Below are 19,484 nucleotides of genomic sequence, written 5' to 3'. Positions count from 1 at the left end.
CATCGCCCGAACAGATTCGGCCACACTCTGCGTCAGCGGTCCTCGCCCCGGCTTCCCACCGACGGGCTGGGTCCGTCCGGTGCGACAGGCGTTGCGTTGGGGCCGTCGGAAACGGTTGGGGCAGGTTCTCGTAGCAAGTTGCGCAGAAACAGTGGCGCCAGACCGGACAGCGGGTTCACGGACACTTGCGGGTCCGAGATCGGGCCTACCAGCGAATAGTTGAACGCGAATACGCCCTCGCCCTTCTTGGTCAGGACGCTGCCAATCGCGTTCACCATATAGATCGGAGAGATCGCGCCGCGCAGGTTCAGGAACTTTCGTTCGGTATCCACCGTCCCGTCGAAGGACAGCCCCATCGACGGTCCGACCGCACTGCCGCTGAGAATCTTGACCTCGGTCGGCGTGATCCGCATCTCGCTGTCGATTGATGAGAAGTAGATCCCCTGCCCGGCCATCTCGGTCAGTAGACCGACAAGGCTGATGGCATTCAGCAACGCCGCCATGGCCGGAGCATCCTGAATCCTCGTGTCCGTGATTTTCAGGGTCAGATCGTAGTTGCCCGGGCCAGCCACCGGATTCAACCGGAGTTGCAGCTTTCCTCCTCTGGCCTGGGTCAACAAACCGGCAGACCGCAATACCGCACCGGCGTCCACGGATTGCAGGCTGACCGCACTGCGCGATCCGCTGGGCACAACCTGCCCCTGGACCGGGGCGCCTCCGTTGACCTGAGCGGAAAATCCACCCTTCAAACCTCCGGTCGTTTCGAAATTGCCCTTCAAACCGGTCAGGGCCACTTCCTCGGTCACCTGCAGCCGGTCCAGCGCCACGTCAAGGTTCGGGCCTCGACCGGATGACGCGCCGCCGCCGCTGCCGCTGCCGAACGTCGCTTTGCCCAGGTTGAGAACGCCGCCCAGAACGCGGATATCCGGCGCTGCTGCGCCACGGCCGATCAACTCGGCCGGAACAGCCAACCAATCGCCCAGTTCAAAAGAACTGAACTGAACCCGATCCAAAGCGCCATTTGCGATCGAGATCGAAGCCACCGCGCGCAATCCGGCGGCATCAATCCGCAGGCTGTCCACCCGCAGTTGATCGCCCAGCGTCGCCTCGGTGGCCAGCGTGCCGGCAGTGGCTGCGGATTTTTGCCAACCCAGTTCGGGAATTGCCATTCCGACGCCGACCAGATCAGAGGTCGCGGTCAGCTTTGTCGGCTCTCCCCCACCAATTCCGAGACTGATCTCAGCCACGCCTTGCCCGGTCAGCATACCGGACGGCAATCCGGCCTTCAGTTCATCCATCAGCCGCGGGGACAGTTCGATCTGCCCGCTGAGTGTGCTGCGTTGCGCTGTCTTGCCACCGATCGGTTGTCGCCAAGTTGCCTGTATCGGCACCTCTCCGAACAGACCGTCTCCGTCGATGGCCACCTGGGTCTGATCCCCGCTCAGGCGCAGTTTGGCGGCGCTGATGCGGAAGCCCGGAACCAGTTTTTCCGTATCCAGATCAATCAATTCTCCCAGAAAGTGAAATTGCGTGTCCTCGAATTTCAACCCCTTGATCAAGGGCAGAGACAGAGTGCCGCCCAGTCGCACGCTGCCCGAAGCCAGATCAACCGGAAGGTTTGCCTTGGTCAGCAATTGCAGCGGCGCCCGGTCAAGCAACGACAAGGCCGAGGTCACACTGCCACTGGCCTGAACACGCACAATGCCCGGTGTATTCTTTTTGATGTCTGTATCCGGGATGATGAACGACGTCCCAGAGGCATCAACCGCGCCACCGTCATCGGCGATCACCACGCCCTTGCGGGCGGTCACCGTGAATCGACGGCCAATCAGCGTGGCCTGCCCACGCCCGCCTTGGATCGGCGGCAAGGTCTTGGCAAACCGAACCAGCGCATCATCGAAATCGAAATCAAGATACAGTTCGGGCTTGGAATCTCCGGGCCGCAGCCTCAGAACGAAGTCCATGTCCGACAGATTGCCTTCGTACAGGTTCTCGGTCACCCATTTGCGCGGCTTCGGAGCCAATCGGGGCGGCCAGTAATGCAGCAGCTTGTCTGATGCCATGTGCCCCAGCCGCGCGTTCAGATCCACGCTCCACCCCTCCGGCAGGCCCACAAGCTCGCCCGAAGCGCGCAATAGGTCTTCGCCATCCTCGACCACGACCTGCCCCAGCTGCAGCCGGAAGGGGTTCAGGCGCACTTGAAAGTCCAGATCGGCCTGCTTGACCTCTAGCGCATCAACGAACAGGTCGGCTGGGTTCACCCGGATACCGTTCAAACGGAACTGCACCGCCATGCTTTCCAGCGCGCCGGCCTCTACACCCTTCAGATAGGCTTTGCCCTCGCCCTGCACGCTGCCCCAGCCCGACACCACGGAAACCTCGTTGAAATCCAGAACCTGCTGCGCCGGGTCATAGGTGAAATACGTGCGGGCCGAGTCGAACGGAACCGGTCGGGTCTCGGGGTTGGGCTGAACGGCCCCGGCCCCAAGGTTCAAGGTCGCAAATACCGGCCCGAGCGCGCCGGCCCCGTCGATACTGCCGCGCAATGCGCCCGAGATCGGCGTGTCCAATACCTGCAACCAGGCCAGTGCCGGGGATTGCGCCGCCACGTCGGTCGCCGGAAGATCGGTGATCGAAATCCCGAACTGCGCCTCGGGTGAGCCGAGCGTGCTGGTGTAGTTCGCTTCGATCATGCTGACATAGTCACGGCCCGCCAACACCGAGAACCCGGTCGCCAAGCGCAGGGCGCCTTCGCTCCGCGTCGCCAGAATATGCCCGCCGTCCAGAACCCAGGACCGCCCAAGGCGCAAGTCGCGGTAATCCAGCGTAATGGCGTCAAGCTCGACCGAGGTCAGAGACGACAGGACCGGTGACAGGAACACCTGATCGGACTGTTCGATCAATTCGGCCAAGGTTGGCGCATTCTGCACGGGCGCGCTGCCGGAACCGACGGTCAGCGAGAGCGATCCGTCCTCGGCTCGGGTCAATGCGATCTGCGCGCCGTTGAGGGTGATCCGCTTGGGCCGGACATGGCCGCGCAGCAGCGGGCGCATCGCCAGGCTGGCCTGCATGTTTGAGACCTGAGCGATTTGGCGCCCCTCGGCGTCGCTGATCGAAACATCGCTGAGCCGCAGACGCGGGCGCCATTCCTGATTGATGATAAAGCTGACATCGCCGAACCGGATCTGCAGGCCGCCCAAAGCGTTTTCCAGACGCGTTTCGCCCCGGTCGCGCAGCCATTCCGGCGCGTGGATCCGATGGCCAAACACCATGACCCCGGACAGGACGGCCAGAAACACCAGCAGGAACACCCCGCGCAAGGCCCACAGCCCGGCTGTCCGCCGACGGGATCGGCGGCGCAGCGGTTTCCCGCCCTTCTCAGCCTCGTCCTGTTCGTCTTGCGCCAATTTGCCGTCCACGTCTTTCAACCTGCCCGAGCCGCCCTATGATACGCGGCATCACCTACAAATCCTGACCGGAGTTCAAAATGCCTGACGTTGCAGACATCGCCCCCGATTTCACCTTGCCCCGCGATGGCGGCGGCACGGTAACCCTGTCGGACCTGCGCGGTCGTCCCGTTGTTCTGTTCTTTTATCCCCGCGATGATACGCCGGGCTGCACCAAGGAATCCATCGGTTTCTCGGAGCAGCTTCAATCCTTTGCCGACGCCGGTGCACAGGTTTTCGGCATCTCTCGCGACAGCGTTGCCAAGCACGACAAGTTCGTCGCCAAGCACGGGCTGACCACTCCGCTGCTGTCCGACGAAGGTTCGACCGTGTGCGAGGATTACGGCGTCTGGGTCGAAAAAAACATGTATGGCAAGAAGTCGATGGGGATCGAGCGCTCAACCTTCCTGATCGACGCCGACGGAAAGATCGCCCGCGTCTGGCGCAAGGTCAAAGTTCCCGGCCATGTGGATGAGGTGCTGGAGGCCGTACGCGCGCTTTGACGCTGCGAGCCATCCGGTCTAAGAGGCGGCAGTTTTCATCCAACCCGAGGATTACCGTGGCCAAAACCCTGACCCAGATGGCAACCGAGGTTCTGACCACTGCGGATGGGCGGTCCAAGACCGCCCTTTCCAAACGCTATGCCGCCGACTGGTTTGCGGCGCGCAACGGCGACGCCTCCGCGATCGAAGTCGGGACAGCCACGCCACCGTTGCATCCGTCGCGTCCTGACAAGCCCGAACTGCTGTCGCCGCGCGACGTGCCGCGCCGTCGCCCCGGCTCGGAGGCTGGGCGCATCGCGCTGCTGCACGCTGTGGCCCATATCGAGTTGAACGCAGTAGATCTGCACTGGGACATCATCGCCCGGTTCGGGCATGTGCCGATGCCGATCGGATTCTACGACGACTGGGTCAAATGCGCCGAGGAGGAGTCGCGCCATTTCGAGATGGTCTGCGACTGCCTGGAAGCAATGGGCAGCCACTACGGCGCCCTCCCGGCCCATGCCGGGATGTGGCGTGCGGCCGAGGACACCGCGGAAGACCTGATGGGCCGGCTGGCGGTGGTGCCGATGGTGCTCGAGGCGCGCGGCCTCGACGTGACACCGGGCATGATCGACATCTTCCGCAAGGCCAAGGCCGATCAGGCCGTGGCCGCGCTTGAAGTGATCTATGCCGAAGAAGTCGGGCATGTAGCCTATGGCTCGAAATGGTTCCACTTTCTGTGCGGCCGCGAGAATGCCGACCCCAAGGACGTGTTCCACCAACTGGTCCGGCGCTATTTCCATGGCGCGCTCAAGCCGCCCTTCAACGAGGAAAAGCGGGCCGAAGCCGGCCTGCCGCCCGATTTCTACTGGCCTTTGACCGAGGATCTGCCGCCCCCGGGAGACGGGAAGCGCTGACGGAAACGCGCCGATTTCGGCAATTTTCTGCCGATGACGTGCGGGAAAACACCGTAATTGTCGACCAATCGGTTAACAAACTTGCCCAACCGGGACCGGCCCTTTAAGCAATCGGCCCAAGGGGCGGCGATCCACTCACGACCGTTCCCGACATTGGGGATGAGAGGTAAGGCGCGTGAGAACACGTCTGGCAATCAAACTACACTCACTGCTCGAACGGCACTTCCCGGAACGCCGGGTCTTCCTGAAATCCGACAATGACACACGCTTCATCCGGCTCAGCTCGGAGACGCAGATCGTGGCGGCGCTTGGCGTTTCGATCATGGTCGGCTGGACGGCGGTTGCCACGGCGATCCTGCTGATGGACAGCATCGGGTCGGGCAATTTCCGTGAACAGGCCAAACGCGATCAGGCAACATATCAGGAGCGGCTGAACATCCTGTCGCAGGAACGCGACGCGCGGGCCCAGGAAGCACTGGCCGCACATGCCCGGTTCAACTCGGCGCTTCGGCAGATCTCGGCGATGCAGTCGGAACTGCTGGAATCCGAAAACCGTCGACGCGAGCTGGAAACCGGCATCGAGGTCATTCAGACCACCCTGCGGTCGACCATGAAGCAGCGTGAGGAAGCCCGGGCCCAACTCGCCGAGCTTCAGGAGAAATCCGATGGCGCATCGGTTGCGATGTTCGCCTCTGCCGCTCCGGCACAGATCGAATTCATGGCCGACGCCCTGACCCGGACAGCAAAGCAGCGGGACCAGATCGCCACGGATGCACAGGCGGCACTGGACCAGCGCGATGAGCTTGAGCTGGAAATCCTGCTGATGCAGGAACGCAATGACGAGATATTCCGCCAGCTGGAAGAAGCCATGGTGATCTCGGTCGAACCGCTGGACAAGATGTTCCGCGAGGCCGGAATGCCCACCGACCGGATGCTTGACGAAGTGCGGCGCGGTTACAGCGGCATGGGCGGCCCGCTGACGCCGATTTCGTTCAGTACCCGCGGCGAAGAGCTTTCAGCAGACGAGGTGCGCGCAAATCAGCTTCTGCAGCAGATGGACCAGCTGAACCTGTATCGCATAGCGGCCGAAAAGGCCCCGTTTGCCACGCCGGTCAAATCGGCCTTCCGGTTCACCAGCGGCTATGGTTATCGCCGCGACCCCAAAACCGGCGGGCGCCGGATGCACAAGGGCACAGACTTTGCTGCCCCGACGGGCACGGATATCTTCGCCACCGCCGACGGTGTCGTGGCCCATGCGGGCTGGCAATCCGGCTATGGCCGTCTGGTCAAGATCAAGCACGCCTTCGGGGTTGAGACACTTTATGCCCATAACTCGAAGATCCGCGTGAAGGTCGGCCAAAGGGTCTCGCGCGGGGATCACATTGCTGATATGGGTAATTCCGGACGGTCGACCGGAACGCATCTGCACTACGAGGTGCGCGTGAACGGAAAACCTGTAAACCCAATGGACTTCATCAAGGCTGCGAACAATGTTTTCTAAAAGCAAAATCAACGAGCCCGCACCCAAGGCATCCGAAACGGCCAAGCCGGCAGCCCCGGCGCCTCAGGCGACCCCTGCCCCGACCGAACAGAAGGCCGCAAGCACCGCGCCCAAGCCCAAGCCTCCGGCATCGGTTCTGTCGTCGGACCTGCACATCACCGGCAACATCAAGACCACCGGTGACATCCAGGTCGAAGGCACCATCGAAGGCGATATCCGCGCGCATCTGCTGACCATCGGCGAAACCGCGACCATCAAAGGCGAAGTCACCGCGGACGACGTGGTCGTGAACGGCCGCATCGTGGGTCGCGTGCGGGGTCTGAAAGTACGTCTGACCTCGACCGCTCGGGTTGAGGGCGACATCATCCACAAGACCATCGCCATCGAAAGCGGCGCGCATTTCGAAGGCTCGGTTCAGCGTCAGGACGATCCGCTGAACCCAGGACGCAGCGGCAAAACCGGAGCCAATCCGGCGGCTGAAGTCAGCCAGTAAACCGCTTCGAGTACCGGGTTCCAAGAACGCCGCGGCCACTGTCCGCGGCGTTTTTCTATGCCCATCAGGCAACAATCCGGACCCCTATCAGGGCCGCAAAGCCCTGCGCGCGCGATACATTTTCACAAAAGGTGTTTTTTGAATTAAACTTCACCTCGTTGAAATTGGGAGGTTTTATCATGCGAGCAAAACTGATGGCCGAATTTTTCGGCACGTTCTGGCTGGTTCTCGGCGGTTGTGGCAGCGCGGTGCTGGCTGCCGGGGTCGCCGATGTGGGCATCGGATGGCTGGGCGTGTCGTTCGCCTTCGGCCTGACGGTCCTGACCATGGCCTTTGCGGTCGGCCACATATCGGGTGGTCACTTCAACCCCGCCGTCAGCCTCGGGCTGATGATCGGTGGGCGTTTCCCGTCCAAGGATCTGCTGCCCTACTGGGCTGCGCAGGTGCTTGGAGCGATGCTGGCCGCAGCCGTTCTGTACGTGATCGTCAGCGGCGCACCCGGCTTCGAAGGCGTTGGCAGCTTTGCCTCGAACGGGTATGGCGAGGCCTCGCCCGAAGGATACTCGATGATGTCGGCGCTGGTGATCGAGATCGTTTTGACCGCCTTCTTCCTTATCATCATTCTGGGCGCGACGTCCGAAAAGGCTCCGGCCGGGTTCGCGCCCATTGCCATCGGTCTTGGGCTGACGCTGATCCACCTGATTTCGATCCCGGTCACCAATACGTCGGTGAACCCGGCCCGCTCGACAGGGGTGGCGCTGTTTGCCGATGGCCCCGCCTTGGCGCAGCTGTGGCTGTTCTGGGTCGCCCCGCTGATCGGTGGCGCTTTGGGAGCCGCGATCTGGAAAATGATGGCCTCGGACGAATAGAAACCCGTCCTACTAATGCAAACCCCCTCCCGGCCTACGCCGGGAGGTGACTCTGTTATACGGTTGCGTGGGCCACACCCGCGGCAAGAATTCGACCGGTCGGATCAGGGTGGTTGAATTTCCGGAACGAACCGCCAGAATTCGCAGAACTCTGTGAAAGACCTGATCATGATTTCCTGGCCAAAGTTCCGGCGCCCCGCTTCCGCAATTCCCGCATCCACCGCATGGATTGCGATGGCCAGTATTCCGCTGGTTCATTATTTCTGGCCAGACCTCGGCGCGGTCTCTGATCGGGATCAGACTGTTCTGTTCGCTCTGACGATCTTCGCCATTCTGGCCCTATCCGAGATTTTCATCGCCAGAATCCATCGCAAGCCGGGCAGCGGTTTGGTCTACAACCCGGAAAACTTCAAAAACCCGGCGTATCTGGCTGATTTCTGGATCAAACTTATTGGTCTGGCGGCCAGTCTTGCGCTGCTTGCGCTGTTCTACTCCACCGCCGACCTCTACCGGGATGAATGGTATCAGCCGTTCTTTTCGCTGTTCGGCGACTACTGGCCGCTGATCCTTGCGATTGTCCTTTCCGTTGTCACGGCGGTTCATTTCTCGATGCGACATCCTCGCGACGGCATGTGGCATCTGGGACGTGTGGTTTTGTCTTTTGGTCGCCAATCCACCGGGGCCCGAGAGTTGAAATCCTTTCTTCTTGGGCTGGGCGTCAAAGGGTTCTTTCTGCCACTGATGTTCTGCTATCTGGTCTATGACTGGAGCTTTCTGCAGACCCGTTCGCTGTGGGATGCGCAGGACTTTCAGCAGGTCTATGCATATCTCTACCGCTTTGCCTTCTTTCTGGACCTGACAATCGTCACCATCGGCTATGCCACCGCCACCCGGCTTCTGACCTCTCATATCCGCTGGACCGAGACGACGGTGAGCGGGTGGCTGGTTTGCGTGATCTGCTATGCCCCGTTCTGGCAACTGCTGTCTCGCAGCTATTTCAACTATGTCGAGGATGGGTTCGCCTGGGGTGTCTGGCTGTGGGACTACCCTGTCCTCTACGGATTGTGGGGCGGCGCCATCCTGTTCTTCCTGGCGGTCTATTGCCTGACCGCCGCACGGATGGGTCTGCGGTTCTCGAACCTGACCTATCGCGGGCTGGCCTGCGACTTTCCCTACAACATCAGCAAACACCCGTCCTACATCAGCAAGAACATCACCTGGTGGATGATTTCGATCCCGTTCATCGCGGTCGACTTCTGGGCAGGCCTGGCCAACTGTCTGGCCCTGCTGGGTGTGAACCTGATCTATTTCGCACGGGCCTGGCACGAAGAGCGCTGCCTGTCACGCGCGCCGTCCTACCGAGCCTACAAAAAGCACGTGAACGAATACGGTCTTCTGGCCCGCATCCGACGCGGCCTGAGCGGCTGGACCCGGAGCGTTGCCAGACAGGTGAATTGATCGCGCGGCGTGCGGGTCAACGCCCTGTCATCCAGATACCGTCGGGCCAGAAGGCGTGGAAGGCAAACGCGAACATCACATCATGCACGACATCCCGTCCGGCACCATCCGTGACGCGGATCGATCCTATTTCGCGTCCCTTGTCGACGCGCCCGGCGTCCAGAGCCGAAGCCTGCCCCGCCGACCAAACGATGACAACGCCTGCTTCTAACAATCGCCCAGCCGCACGCAATCGCGTCAGAGGCCAGGCCCGCTCACCGACACGCACCACCCGTTCGAGCGGTTGAATACCATGCGGAGGCAGCGCGCCGTCATACAGGAACGGTCTGCGCGCGCTGTCATACCCTCGGTAAGGGTTGCGCCCGTAGTCCCGCGCAAAATTCGGCTCGGCCATCACCAGACCGTCGGGATTGCGCTTGCGGAACTGATCCCACCCTTCCATCCACGCTGGCAGTGCTGTCAGCTGAGTACCGGTCAACTTGCCCACGATCGCTTCGCCGGTGGCTTGCTGCCACCAGCTTTCGGTTTCGCGGTCATACATGATCATGTCCGAATTTCGCAGCTTGCCGGACACGCCAAAACTGAGAACCCGTCCCGGGATACGCCGATCAAATACCAGCCCCGAATTGCACAGTGGACAATAGGTAACCGCGACTGGGCGGTTGCCGATGCGATCATTCACGATCTCATGCCAGATCAGGTAACGCAGGGGATAGGCGCGCGGGCGCGTACCGGGCAGTTCCACCGTGATCACGGCCTCGGTCAGCCCCAGCCCGGTTTCCGCCGAAGCTGGGACAAACTCGGGTTTGTCGATGGCAGGGATGCCGTCTTTCGGCGGCCCGCCGGACCGGACCTCGGACCAGTCACCGATCGAGGTGACCGCAAAATCGGTTTTGGGCCATTCGTCGCGCCACAGGTTCGGGTCCGCGGACACCGCGGTTGCGCAGAACAGCAGAAGGGCAAACAGACGGCATCGCATGAGGCACCTTTGGCTACCTGCCATCGTGCGTCAGGCCGTGCGGCCGGGCCAAGCCCCTTACACAAGGACGTGAAGCGCCGTGCGCGGACAACCCGGCGCGCAATCCGCGCCGGGTCTAGGGATCATTCGGTGACGGTCACCTTGGTCATGACGTCCGGTTGGCCGACCACCGCGCCGTTCGGGCCTGTGCCGCGTTTGATCGCATCAACAACGTCCATGCCGTCGGTCACCTTGCCCACCACCGTGTACTGGCCATTCAGGGTCGGGGCCGGTTCGAACATAATGAAGAACTGCGAATTTGCGCTGTTTGGATTGCTGGCGCGAGCCATTCCGACAGTGCCGCGCTCGTACGGAACTTCGGAAAACTCGGCTGGCAGGTCCGGACGGCTTGAACCGCCGGTGCCGGCGCGACGCATGTCGCTGCCCAGTTTACCGTATTCCACGTCCCCGGTCTGTGCCATGAACCCCTCGATCACGCGGTGGAAAACCACCCCGTCATACTTGCCTTCGGCGGCCAGAGCGGTGATCTGCTCGACATGCTTGGGCGCGACGTCTTCGAACAGGTCGATGGTGATCGTGCCGTTGGCCTCACCCTCGACTTCGATCTGCAGGCCTGCGGCCAGCGCGGGGCTGGCCAACAGGGCAAAAACGGCGGCCAGCTTATACATCGGCGGCCACCTTGACGCTGATCATACGGTCGGGGTTCGCAGGCGGCTCACCACGGGTGATGGCATCGACATGCTCCATCCCCTCGATCACGCGGCCATAGACGGTGTATTGGCCGTTCAGGAAATGGTTGTCCTTGAAGTTGATGAAGAACTGCGAGTTGGCCGAGTTCGGGTTGGCCGAACGAGCGGCACCCAGCGTGCCCCGGTCATGCGGCAGCTTGGAAAACTCGGCTGGAAGGTTCGGCAAGGACGACCCGCCAGTGCCTGCCATGCGGATGTTGAAGCCGTCTTCCATATCGCCGTGCTGCACGTCGCCGGTCTGCGCCATGAAGCCGTCGATCACCCGGTGAAAGGCCACGTTGTCATACTCGCCCGCGCGCGCCAGTTCCTTCATGCGCTCGCTGTGCTGAGGCGCCACGTCTGGCAGCAGCTCGATGACGACGTTGCCGTCCTTCAGCTCGATGATGATGGTGTTTTCGGGATCCTTGATCTCGGCCATGGGGCCCTCCTGTGGAATTGATTTGCGCAAATACCTATGCGCCGGACGCGCGAAAGCCAAGTGACGCATTGACCTGAGGGCAAAATGCAGGAAAAGAACCGCTTACGCGTGGTGACAACGGCGAGGATGACACGATGGGCTGGAAAACTCTGGACGACATGGATTTGCAGGGCAAACGCGTTCTTGTGCGCGTGGACATCAACGTCCCGGTTTTGGATGGCGCCGTGACCGATGACACCCGGATCCAGCGGATCGTGCCCACGGTGCGCGACATTCTGGCCGCTGGCGGCAAACCCATCCTGCTGGCCCATTTCGGCCGGCCCGGCGGTGAGCGTCGGCAGAACCTGTCGCTGAAACAGCTGGTGCCCGCGCTGGAAGCCGCCTTTGGAACCAAGGTCCGCTTCGGAGAGGATTGCGTCGGATACGAGGCTGAAATCGCTGCCGCAAACCAGGGTGACGGCGAGGTCTTGCTGCTGGAGAACACCCGCTTTCACGCCGAAGAGACCCAGAACAGCATGACCTTGGCCGAAGGTATGGCCAAGATGGGAGACATCTACTGCAACGACGCTTTCTCGGCGGCTCATCGGGCGCATAGTTCGACCGAGGCACTGGCGCGCCTTCTGCCCTCCTGCGCCGGGCGCCTGATGCAGGCAGAGCTCAGCGCACTCGAAGCCGCTCTGGGCAACCCTCAGCGTCCGGTGACCGCCGTGGTCGGTGGGGCCAAGGTATCAACCAAGCTGGATCTGCTGGGCAACCTGATCGAGAAGGTCGACAACCTGATCATCGGCGGCGGCATGGCCAACACCTTTCTGCTGGCCAAAGGGCTGGACGTTGGTAAATCGTTGGCCGAGCACGCGATGACCGATACCGCAGCCGAAATCATGGCAAAAGCAGACAAGGCAGGCTGCCGGATCGTCCTGCCCAGCGATGTTGTCGTTGCCGAGAAATTCGAAGCACACGCCCCACACAGGGTCGTCCCAGCGAACAAGTGCCCCGCAGATTCGATGATCCTGGACGCCGGGCCGGACAGCGTCGCCGCGATCTGCACCATCTTCGAACAGAGCAAGACTCTGATCTGGAACGGCCCATTGGGGGCATTCGAACTGGAACCCTTCGATGCGGCGACAAATGCCGCTGCATTGAAAGCCGCAGAACTGACGCGGGCGGGCAAACTTGTGTCGGTCGCCGGTGGCGGCGATACGGTTGCAGCCCTCAACGCCTCGGGTGCCGCGCAGGACTTCACCTACATCTCGACCGCCGGCGGTGCGTTCCTGGAATGGATGGAGGGCAAAACCCTGCCCGGTGTGGCAGCGCTGGCCCAATAACCCAATTCTAGTTGGCGATCGGCATTCGTGGTATTCTCTCACAGACCGGGAGATGGGCCATGAAAGCCGTTGCCACGTTTGCTGTTATCCTCTTGCCCAGTGTTTCTGGCGCGCAGTCCCATTGCGCCGGGCAAACTCAGATCGACGCCACTTTCTGTGCCAAAGAGAAATGGGAAATCGCTGATAAAGAACTGAACCGCCTCTGGAAAGAGGTCAAATCAGCGGCGGATAGGCGCGGAAACGGTGAGGCTTTGTTGAACGAACAGCGCGCTTGGTTGAAACGCAGGGACGCAACTTGTGACCCCGAACTCAAAAGCGATGGCAGTGCCGCGCAAATGTTCTATTGGTCTTGCATGGAAGAACAGACCCTGAATCGAAATCAGGAACTGTCCGCTTTGCGTTGAGCGGATACCTACGCGGTCATGGCTCTTCGAGCATCACTTTTTTCGTCGAATTAAAAAAAGTGCGAATCGGGGGATTCACAACCCGAATCACCTGTGACATAGTGCCGACAGATGCCCGCAAAGGGCACGTTTTTGAGGCAGTATTCATACGGCGGTCAACAGAGTGTCCCGTTCCAATCGGCCCGGTCTGGGCGCAGTCGCATTCTTTTCGGTGGCCTTCATGCTGGGTGTCTATTTCACCTTTGCTGCCGTTCAGGGCGACTACGGCCTGTTCCGACGGATCGAGATTTCAGCGGAACGGGACGCTCTGTCACGCGACCTTGCGGCGCTGAACGCCGACATAGCTCGGATGGAAAACCTGACCCGACGCCTTTCAGACACCTACCTGGATCTCGACCTTCTGGATCAGCAGGCCCGAACCGTTTTGGGAATGATCCGGGCTGATGAAATCGTCATCCGCTAACTAGCTGTTTGCCCAACCGCCCCGGGTTCCTCTGCAGTTGGCAACTGATACCCGAAAGCATCGATTTCCCTTCGGAACAGGTCAGCCACCAGGTCCACGGCTTCGCCGTCCCAGTTTTCACCGTAGAAGACATCGAACTGCTTTGATTTCCGAATGCCGGAATTCAAACGCTTGTCGCCGAGACTGACATCGCCAAGGCCGAAGTCATCCAACACCTGCGCCAAATCGCTGTCCAGGCTTTCGTATCGCAACACCCGATCAACCGCGATCTCCCCGCCCTCAGAATAAAGACGGAAGTCAGAGAAGAACTTCAGGCGAGTCCTGCAAAAGCTCAGGAACAGTGCATTTGCGTCGTTGATCTGTGTTCCGCGCTGATGCATCCAGAAATAGAACGCTGAGACAGCCTTGTCCCAAGGGTTTCTCTCAACGCAAATGCTGCTGCAGCCCTCCGCAATATCAGACAGATACCGATTGGCCACGCCGATCCCATTGTGGGGATACCGAGCATGGACTTCGCCCTTGGCTCGGTCTGTTAACTGCCTATCTGAAAGGCGAAAACCTGCCGGATTTCGGGTGGAAACAGATACTCCCATCCGGTCCAGGACGCTGCGTCACATTTCCGCTCGCCAGAAAGCACGAAATGCTTTATGAGATAGTTTAACGCTAAACTATCTTGCCGGAAGGGAGAGGTCGCCACGATGGCTGCGCGAAAAACCACAAAGAAACCAAATGTTTCTGCGGAAGAACTCAAAACCTACTACCGCGAGATGCTGTTGATCCGCCGATTCGAGGAAAAGGCAGGTCAACTGTACGGCATGGGTCTGATCGGCGGTTTTTGCCACCTTTACATCGGTCAGGAAGCCGTCGTCGTGGGGCTCGAAGCTGCGGCCGAGGATGGCGACAAGCGCATCACCTCCTACCGCGACCACGGCCATATGCTGGCCTGCGGCATGGATCCGGGCGGCGTCATGGCTGAATTGACCGGACGCGAAGGCGGTTTGTCCAAGGGCAAGGGCGGCTCGATGCACATGTTCTCAAAAGAAAAGCATTTCTATGGTGGCCATGGAATCGTCGGCGCACAGGTTCCGCTGGGTGCGGGCCTTGCCTTTGCAGACAAGTACAAAGACAACGGCCGCGTGACCTTTACCTATTTCGGTGACGGCGCAGCGAACCAGGGTCAAGTCTATGAAACCTTCAACATGGCGGCCATTTGGCAATTGCCGGTGGTCTTCGTGATCGAGAACAACCAATACGCGATGGGCACGGCGCAATCGCGCTCAACCTCGACCAAGGACATCTATCACCGCGGTGAGGCGTTCGGCATCCCGGGCGAAATCGTCAACGGAATGGACGTGCTGGCAGTGAAAGAGGCCGGCGAAAAGGCCGTGGCGCACTGCCGGGCTGGGAAGGGCCCTTACATCCTCGAGGTCAAGACCTACCGTTACCGCGGACACTCGATGTCGGATCCCGCCAAGTACCGCACCCGCGAAGAGGTGCAGAAGGTGCGCGAGCAGAGCGACCCGATCGAACACGTGCGCGAGCTGCTGCTGACCGGCAAGCACGCCACCGAGGATGACCTGAAGGCGATCGACAAGGAAATCAAGGAGGTCGTCAACCAGGCCGCCGAGTTCGCCAAGGAAAGCCCCGAGCCGTCGCTGGACGAGCTCTGGACCGACATTTACGCCTGAGAGGACGAATAAGACATGGCAACCGAAATTCTCATGCCCGCCCTTTCGCCGACCATGGAGGAAGGCACACTGGCCAAGTGGCTGGTCAAGGAAGGCGACACCGTAAGCTCTGGCGACATTCTGGCCGAGATCGAAACCGACAAGGCCACGATGGAGTTCGAAGCCGTCGATGAAGGCATCGTCGGCAAAATCCTGATTGCCGAGGGCACCGAAGGCGTGAAGGTCAACACGCCGATCGCGATCCTGGTCGAAGAGGGCGAAGACGCCTCGGCCGTGACCGCGGCTGCCCCCGCAGCCGCAGCGGAGGCCGAAGCCGCCCCGGCGGCGGTTGAGGCCCCCGCTCCTGCCCCTGCTGCACCGGCCGCGCCAACCGTGGACCTGTCGCCGGACTGGCCAGCAGATGCCGAGATGAAATCGATGACGGTCCGCGAGGCTCTGCGCGACGCGATGGCCGAGGAAATGCGCTCGGACGAAGACGTCTACCTGATGGGCGAAGAAGTCGGTGAATACCAAGGCGCCTACAAGGTGAGCCAAGGCCTGCTGGACGAATTCGGCGCAAAACGCGTGATCGACACCCCGATCACCGAGCATGGTTTTACCGGCATTGCCGTGGGTTCCGCCTTTGGCGGGCTGAGGCCGATCGTCGAGTTCATGACTTTCAACTTCGCCATGCAGGCGATCGACCAGATCATCAACTCTGCTGCCAAAACGCTGTATATGTCCGGCGGTCAGATGGGCTGTCCGATCGTGTTCCGCGGCCCCAACGGCGCCGCCGCGCGCGTGGCGGCCCAGCACTCTCAGGACTATGCCGCCTGGTACATGCAGATCCCGGGCCTGAAGGTGGTGATGCCCTTTTCGGCAGCCGACGCAAAAGGTCTGCTGAAATCGGCGATCCGCGACCCCAACCCGGTCGTGTTCCTCGAAAACGAAATCCTCTATGGCCGCTCGTTCGACGTGCCACAGGTCGATGATCTGACCGTGCCGCTGGGCAAGGCCCGCATCTGGCGCGAAGGCACCGATGTGACCATCGTCAGCTTTGGGATCGGTATGCAATACGCATTGGAAGCCGCCGACAAGCTGGCTGAGGATGGCATCAGCGCCGAGGTGATCGACCTGCGCACCATCCGCCCGATGGACACCGGTGCGATCATCAACTCGGTGATGAAAACCAACCGTCTGGTCACCGTGGAAGAAGGCTGGCCGCAAGGCTCGGTCGGCAGCTACATCAGTTCCGTGGTCATGCAGGAAGCGTTCGACTATCTGGACGCGCCCGTCATCACGCTGACCGGCAAGGATGTGCCCATGCCCTATGCGGCGAATCTGGAAAAGCTGGCGCTGATTACCACCGACGAGGTGATCGCCGCCGTCAAACAAGTGACCTATCGGTAAGGAGCGACTGACAGATGCCCACCGAAATTCTGATGCCCGCCCTTTCGCCGACCATGGAGGAAGGCACGCTTGCCAAATGGCTGGTCAAGGAAGGCGACACCGTCTCCTCGGGCGACCTGCTGGCCGAGATCGAAACCGACAAGGCCACGATGGAATTCGAAGCTGTCGACGAAGGCGTCGTTGGCAAGATCCTGGTTCCTGAAGGCACCGAGGGGGTCAAGGTGAACACCCCCATCGCCGTGCTGCTGGAAGAAGGCGAAAGCGCCGATGACATCGCCGAAGCCCCGACCAAGGCACCCGAGGCTGCGCCCGCAGCCGACGCGGGCAACGAGGCTGCCGCCCCTGCGGCATCCGAGGCGCCCGCCCCTGCCCCGGCACCGGCGGCCCCGGTCAAAGCCGATGGCGGACGCATCTTTGCCTCGCCGCTGGCCCGTCGCATTGCCGCCCAAAAGGGTCTGGACCTGGCGCAGATCAAGGGCTCGGGCCCGCATGGCCGCATAGTCAAAGCGGATGTCGAAGGCGCAACCGCTCCGACAGCGGCACCGGCTGCTTCGGCAAGCGCGGCGCCCGCCCCTGCTGCTGCTCCTGCAGGCCCCTCGGCCGACATGGTGGCCCGCATGTACGAAGGCCGCGAGTACGAAGAGGTCAAGCTGGACGGCATGCGCAAGACCATCGCCGCCCGTCTGGCCGAGGCCAAGCAGACCATCCCGCATTTCTACCTGCGCCGCGACATCAAGCTGGACGCGCTGCTGAAATTCCGCAGCCAGCTGAACAAGCAGTTGGAAGCCCGCGGCGTTAAGCTGAGCGTCAACGACTTCATCATCAAGGCCGTCGCCAACGCGCTGCAGCAGGTGCCCGAGTGCAACGCCGTATGGGCGGGCGACCGGGTTCTGCAGTTGAAACCTTCGGACGTGGCCGTGGCCGTGGCGATCGAAGGCGGGTTGTTCACCCCGGTCCTGCAGGACGCCGACACCAAATCTTTGTCGGCCCTTTCGACCGAGATGAAGGACCTGGCCGCGCGTGCGCGCGAACGCAAGCTGGCCCCGCATGAGTATCAGGGCGGCACCTTCGCGGTTTCGAACCTGGGCATGTTTGGCATCGACAATTTCGACGCCATCGTGAACCCGCCGCACGCAGGCATCCTGGCCGTCGGTACCGGCGCCAAGAAGCCGGTCGTGGGCGAGGACGGGGAACTGACCGTGGCGACCGTGATGTCGGTCACCATGTCGGTGGATCACCGCGTGATCGACGGCGCGCTTGGAGCACAGCTCCTGCAGGCCATCGTGGACAACCTGGAAAATCCGATGGTCATGCTGGCCTGATCCACGCCACAAGAATCAAAAAGCCGCCTCGGACCCCGAGGCGGCCTTTTTCGTACCTGAGAACAGGCTTACTGATCCTTGCCCAGCATGTGATCCATCGAGATCGAGGGCTGGTCACATCCCGCCTCACCCACGATCTTGGCTGGGATACCCGCCACGGTCTTGCAGGGCGGCACGTCCTGCAGCACCACCGAACCGGCGGCGATGCGGCTGCAATGACCGACGCGGATATTGCCAAGAACCTTGGCCCCGGCCCCGATCAGAACGCCATCCTCAATTTTGGGATGGCGGTCCTCTTCTTCCTTGCCCGTCCCGCCCAGGGTCACCGAATGCAGCATCGAGACATTGTCACCCACAACCGCAGTTTCACCGATCACGATGGAATGCGCGTGGTCGATCATGATGCCCTTGCCGATCTTCGCGGCGGGATGAATGTCGATCCCGAAGATTTCCGAACTGCGCATCTGGAAGAAATAGGCCAGATCGTGCCGGCCCTTCTGCCAAAGCCAGTGGGCCACGCGATAGGCCTGCATGGCTTGGTAGCCTTTGAAATACAGAATTGGCTGCAGCAGACGGTGGCAGGCCGGGTCGCGCTCGTACACGGCCATCAGGTCCGCGCGGGCGGCATTCATCAGCGCCTTGTCATCGGCATAGGCCTCTTCGACGATTTCACGCAGAACCATCATCGACATCTCGTTCGAGCACAGCTTGGCAGAGATGCGATAGGACAACGCACGTTCCAGAGACTTGTGGTGCAGGATACAGGCATGCACCAGTCCGCCCATCAAAGGCTCTTTTTCGACGGCGGCCTGTGCTTCGGCCGTGATCCGGTCCCAGACGGGGTCAACTGACGTAACTTGGGTGCGCGTTTCAAACATGGCTTTTGATCCTCTGCTGCGCCTAGAATAGCCATCTAGGCCCAAAAAGGCCAAACGCAAACCCTTGATGTGCAACACAACAGAAAATGAACCGGTCCGAACTCAGGGAATTTGAAACACTTATCCTGTCCCGGCTGGAGGAATTGGAACGCAATTCCCTCGCCGGTCAGGACGCTCAATCCGTGGTCGAGCTTGACCAGCAGGCGGTCGGGCGGCTCAGCCGAATGGATGCGTTGCAGAATCAGGCCATGGCCAAGGCGCAACAAACGCGACGAGATCTCGAAGTCCGACGGCTGAGAGCCGCCCTCGACCGGATGGCCGAGGGCGAATTCGGGTATTGCGAGGATTGCGGTGACGACATTCCGCGCAGACGGCTGGACCTGGACCCGGCCGCCAGCAAGTGCGTCAGCTGCGCGGCCGGTTGAGTTGAAACCGGATAAGATGGCGCAGTACCGTCTCGAAACACCGGCAATACTCGGTGTCGCTGAAACTTGGCTCGTCTGCCAACGGGCGGCTGCGTGCAGCTGCCATCAATGCTCCGTTCCCGTAAACAGGATGCAAACGACCCGTCGCGGCCACGGACGGTCAGCCAACTCGGCCTCGGCGATCATGCGCGCGCACAGCCGCTCACGCTGGGCTTGCGGCACGGTCAGCAAAACCCGCGCCGCAGAACTGACATCGCCGTGCAAAACAGGGCGCATGA

The 19,484-nt window shown here is 61.2% G+C and carries 21 protein-coding genes; 13 read left to right on the top strand and 8 right to left on the bottom strand.

The window, feature by feature from the left end; genetic code table 11:
• Positions 1-32 precede the first annotated feature (32 nt).
• Positions 33-3,419 carry a YhdP family protein gene (locus tag ACR0NB_RS03130; protein WP_480774915.1) on the bottom strand — a complete coding sequence of 1,129 codons (3,387 nt, stop codon included), beginning with the start codon at positions 3,417-3,419 and terminating at the stop codon, positions 33-35.
• Positions 3,420-3,487: 68 nt separating this feature from the next.
• On the opposite strand from ACR0NB_RS03130, the gene ACR0NB_RS03125 reads away from it, so the two are divergent.
• From ACR0NB_RS03125 to ACR0NB_RS03100, 6 genes are all read left to right on the top strand, one after another.
• A complete protein-coding gene (locus tag ACR0NB_RS03125; protein WP_170338632.1) occupies positions 3,488-3,949 on the top strand; it encodes a peroxiredoxin in 462 nt (153 codons plus the stop codon).
• Between the two features lie 77 nt (positions 3,950-4,026).
• Entirely contained in the window at positions 4,027-4,845 is an 819-nt protein-coding gene (locus tag ACR0NB_RS03120; protein ID WP_480775618.1) for a ferritin-like domain-containing protein, read from the top strand.
• A 175-nt stretch (positions 4,846-5,020) separates the two neighbouring features.
• Positions 5,021-6,346, top strand: a complete 1,326-nt coding sequence (locus ACR0NB_RS03115) for a DUF5930 domain-containing protein (RefSeq protein ID WP_480774914.1) — start codon at positions 5,021-5,023, stop codon at positions 6,344-6,346.
• Positions 6,336-6,839 carry a bactofilin family protein gene (locus ACR0NB_RS03110; RefSeq protein ID WP_093962377.1) on the top strand — a complete coding sequence of 168 codons (504 nt, stop codon included), beginning with the start codon at positions 6,336-6,338 and terminating at the stop codon, positions 6,837-6,839. Before ACR0NB_RS03115 ends, ACR0NB_RS03110 begins: the two co-directional genes overlap by 11 nt.
• A gap of 179 nt (positions 6,840-7,018) precedes the next feature.
• Positions 7,019-7,708, top strand: coding sequence for an aquaporin Z (gene aqpZ, locus ACR0NB_RS03105; RefSeq protein ID WP_480774913.1), 690 nt, complete (start codon positions 7,019-7,021; stop codon positions 7,706-7,708).
• 234 nt (positions 7,709-7,942) lie between these two features.
• Entirely contained in the window at positions 7,943-9,166 is a 1,224-nt protein-coding gene (locus ACR0NB_RS03100) for a hypothetical protein (protein WP_480774912.1), read from the top strand.
• A gap of 16 nt (positions 9,167-9,182) precedes the next feature.
• Here ACR0NB_RS03100 and ACR0NB_RS03095 read toward each other — a convergent pair whose 3' ends face one another.
• The 3 genes from ACR0NB_RS03095 to ACR0NB_RS03085 all read right to left on the bottom strand — a co-directional run bounded on the left by ACR0NB_RS03095 (position 9,183) and on the right by ACR0NB_RS03085 (position 11,312).
• Complete coding sequence (locus tag ACR0NB_RS03095; protein WP_480774911.1) at positions 9,183-10,145, bottom strand: DUF3179 domain-containing protein; 963 nt, start codon at positions 10,143-10,145, stop codon at positions 9,183-9,185.
• Positions 10,146-10,267: 122 nt separating this feature from the next.
• The gene (locus tag ACR0NB_RS03090) at positions 10,268-10,813 is read right to left on the bottom strand and encodes a peptidylprolyl isomerase (protein ID WP_480774910.1); all 546 of its coding nucleotides are present in this window, start codon (positions 10,811-10,813) and stop codon (positions 10,268-10,270) included.
• A complete protein-coding gene (locus tag ACR0NB_RS03085) occupies positions 10,806-11,312 on the bottom strand; it encodes a peptidylprolyl isomerase (protein WP_093962382.1) in 507 nt (168 codons plus the stop codon). The genes ACR0NB_RS03090 and ACR0NB_RS03085 overlap by 8 nt, the downstream gene beginning before the upstream one ends.
• Positions 11,313-11,446: 134 nt before the next feature.
• Here ACR0NB_RS03085 and ACR0NB_RS03080 point away from each other — a divergent pair, with 134 nt between their 5' ends.
• The 3 genes from ACR0NB_RS03080 (at position 11,447) to ACR0NB_RS03070 (ending at position 13,504) form a co-directional block, all read left to right on the top strand.
• Positions 11,447-12,637: a phosphoglycerate kinase gene (locus tag ACR0NB_RS03080; protein ID WP_222456825.1), complete on the top strand. Its 1,191-nt coding sequence runs from the start codon at positions 11,447-11,449 to the stop codon at positions 12,635-12,637.
• Positions 12,638-12,696: 59 nt separating this feature from the next.
• Positions 12,697-13,041: a lysozyme inhibitor LprI family protein gene (locus ACR0NB_RS03075; protein WP_170338113.1), complete on the top strand. Its 345-nt coding sequence runs from the start codon at positions 12,697-12,699 to the stop codon at positions 13,039-13,041.
• Between the two features lie 163 nt (positions 13,042-13,204).
• Entirely contained in the window at positions 13,205-13,504 is a 300-nt protein-coding gene (locus ACR0NB_RS03070; protein ID WP_170338112.1) for an FtsB family cell division protein, read from the top strand.
• Here ACR0NB_RS03070 and ACR0NB_RS03065 read toward each other — a convergent pair.
• A complete protein-coding gene (locus ACR0NB_RS03065) occupies positions 13,501-13,983 on the bottom strand; it encodes a hypothetical protein (protein WP_480774909.1) in 483 nt (160 codons plus the stop codon). The genes ACR0NB_RS03070 and ACR0NB_RS03065 overlap by 4 nt on opposite strands.
• Positions 13,984-14,202: 219 nt before the next feature.
• On the opposite strand from ACR0NB_RS03065, the gene pdhA reads away from it, so the two are divergent.
• Genes pdhA through ACR0NB_RS03050 form a run of 3 tightly spaced genes read left to right on the top strand, consistent with a single transcriptional unit; the run spans position 14,203 to position 17,903 of the window.
• Complete coding sequence (gene pdhA, locus ACR0NB_RS03060; protein ID WP_093962386.1) at positions 14,203-15,192, top strand: pyruvate dehydrogenase (acetyl-transferring) E1 component subunit alpha; 990 nt, start codon at positions 14,203-14,205, stop codon at positions 15,190-15,192.
• A 15-nt stretch (positions 15,193-15,207) separates the two neighbouring features.
• Positions 15,208-16,581: a pyruvate dehydrogenase complex E1 component subunit beta gene (locus tag ACR0NB_RS03055; RefSeq protein WP_480774908.1), complete on the top strand. Its 1,374-nt coding sequence runs from the start codon at positions 15,208-15,210 to the stop codon at positions 16,579-16,581.
• 14 nt (positions 16,582-16,595) lie between these two features.
• Complete coding sequence (locus tag ACR0NB_RS03050; RefSeq protein WP_170455658.1) at positions 16,596-17,903, top strand: pyruvate dehydrogenase complex dihydrolipoamide acetyltransferase; 1,308 nt, start codon at positions 16,596-16,598, stop codon at positions 17,901-17,903.
• 68 nt (positions 17,904-17,971) lie between these two features.
• Here the strand turns inward: ACR0NB_RS03050 and cysE are convergent, their stop codons facing one another.
• Entirely contained in the window at positions 17,972-18,781 is an 810-nt protein-coding gene (cysE, locus tag ACR0NB_RS03045; RefSeq protein WP_093962389.1) for a serine O-acetyltransferase, read from the bottom strand.
• An 86-nt stretch (positions 18,782-18,867) separates the two neighbouring features.
• Between cysE and ACR0NB_RS03040 the strand changes: the two genes are divergently transcribed.
• Positions 18,868-19,206: a TraR/DksA family transcriptional regulator gene (locus tag ACR0NB_RS03040; RefSeq protein ID WP_170358783.1), complete on the top strand. Its 339-nt coding sequence runs from the start codon at positions 18,868-18,870 to the stop codon at positions 19,204-19,206.
• Here ACR0NB_RS03040 and ACR0NB_RS03035 read toward each other — a convergent pair.
• Together ACR0NB_RS03035 and ACR0NB_RS03030 are read right to left on the bottom strand one after the other, a co-directional pair.
• Positions 19,187-19,312 (bottom strand): DUF7742 family protein, encoded by a 126-nt coding sequence (locus tag ACR0NB_RS03035; protein ID WP_480774907.1) that lies wholly within the window; start codon positions 19,310-19,312, stop codon positions 19,187-19,189. The two genes, ACR0NB_RS03040 and ACR0NB_RS03035, sit on opposite strands and share 20 nt — an antisense overlap.
• Positions 19,312-19,482 (bottom strand): DUF7742 family protein, encoded by a 171-nt coding sequence (locus tag ACR0NB_RS03030; RefSeq protein ID WP_480774906.1) that lies wholly within the window; start codon positions 19,480-19,482, stop codon positions 19,312-19,314. The genes ACR0NB_RS03035 and ACR0NB_RS03030 overlap by 1 nt, the downstream gene beginning before the upstream one ends.
• Positions 19,483-19,484 lie beyond the last annotated feature (2 nt).

The organism is Ruegeria sp. CG3, from assembly GCF_056537205.1.
Note: the sequence above shows the minus strand (reverse complement) of the source record. Positions and strands in the feature narration are given on the sequence as shown.